Below are 1,061 nucleotides of genomic sequence, written 5' to 3' on the forward strand. Positions count from 1 at the left end.
CCCTCCGACCCGCCCCGACCCTCCGACCCGTCCGCCGCCTCCGGATCCGAGGGCGGCCCGGCCGCGGCCCCCTCCGCCGGCATCGCGGACATGCCGGACGGCCCGGCAGGCTGGCCGTCGATGCGGCGGATCCTGCTGGACGACCCGGACGCCTACCGCGACGCCGCCCGCCTCCCCGGCGTCCCGCAGCTGGCCGCCTACACCGCCTCGGTCGCGGTCGACCGGGTGCTGCGCGCGTCGGGGACGGTCCCGGCGTTCGCGGTCGGGCAGAGCTTCGGCGAGATCGCCGCGCTGGTGTGCGCGGGAGCGTTCTCCATCACCGACGGCGCGCGGATCGCGGTGTCGGCGGTGGAGGTCCTGGCGCGGCGCGGCGCGGGCGGCGGCATGGGCCTGCTGGAGACCGGCGAGGACGACACCCGCGCGCTCATCGCCGAGACCGCCCGGCGGGCGCGCGCCGCCCGGGACCCGCTGCCGGCGTCCGAGGCGCACCGGGTCCGTCCCGGCGGACGGGTCGCCGCCCGGTCGGCGATGGCGGGGGAGGTGGTGGTGGCGTGCCTGAACGCGCCGTCCGCCACGGTGGTGTCCGGCCCGGACGCCGAGCTGGAGGCGGTGCTGGAGACCGCCCGCGAGCGGGGCGTGCGCGCGGTCCGGCTCGCCGTGCCCTACCTGTCGCACCATCCGGCGATGGCCGGGGCCGACCACGAGTGGTACGAGACGATCCGGCGGTTCCCGCGCCGCCCGCTGGAGACGGCGGTGTACTCGCCGGTGCGGGGACGCGCCTACCGCGACGACGACGACCTGCACCGGGCGCTGGCCGACTGCATCGTGCGGCCCGTCCGGCTGCCGGAGATCCTGGTCGAGGTCGCCAAGGCGGGCGCGACGGTGTTCGTGGAGGCGGGCGCGGGCGACGCGCTGTGCTCGTGCGCCCGGCTGACCGTCCCGGACGTCGCGACGTACGCGCCGATGCGGGTGCGCCGCCGTTCGGGAGGCGCCGCGCCGGTCGGCAAGTCCGCGCCGGGAGTGCTGCCGCCGGACCCGGCCGAGGCGGCGTCCGCGCGGCG

Annotated in this window: 1 protein-coding gene; it reads left to right on the forward strand. The window is 79.3% G+C overall.

Annotated features, from left to right (window positions below; all coding sequences use genetic code 11):
* Nucleotides 1-120: 120 nt before the first annotated feature.
* Nucleotides 121-1,061 (forward strand): ACP S-malonyltransferase (locus tag DZF91_RS23310; protein ID WP_235834494.1); only part of this gene is annotated, 941 nt, incomplete at its 3' end.

The organism is Actinomadura logoneensis (assembly GCF_003428695.1).
Taxonomy (GTDB): domain Bacteria; phylum Actinomycetota; class Actinomycetes; order Streptosporangiales; family Streptosporangiaceae; genus Spirillospora; species Spirillospora logoneensis.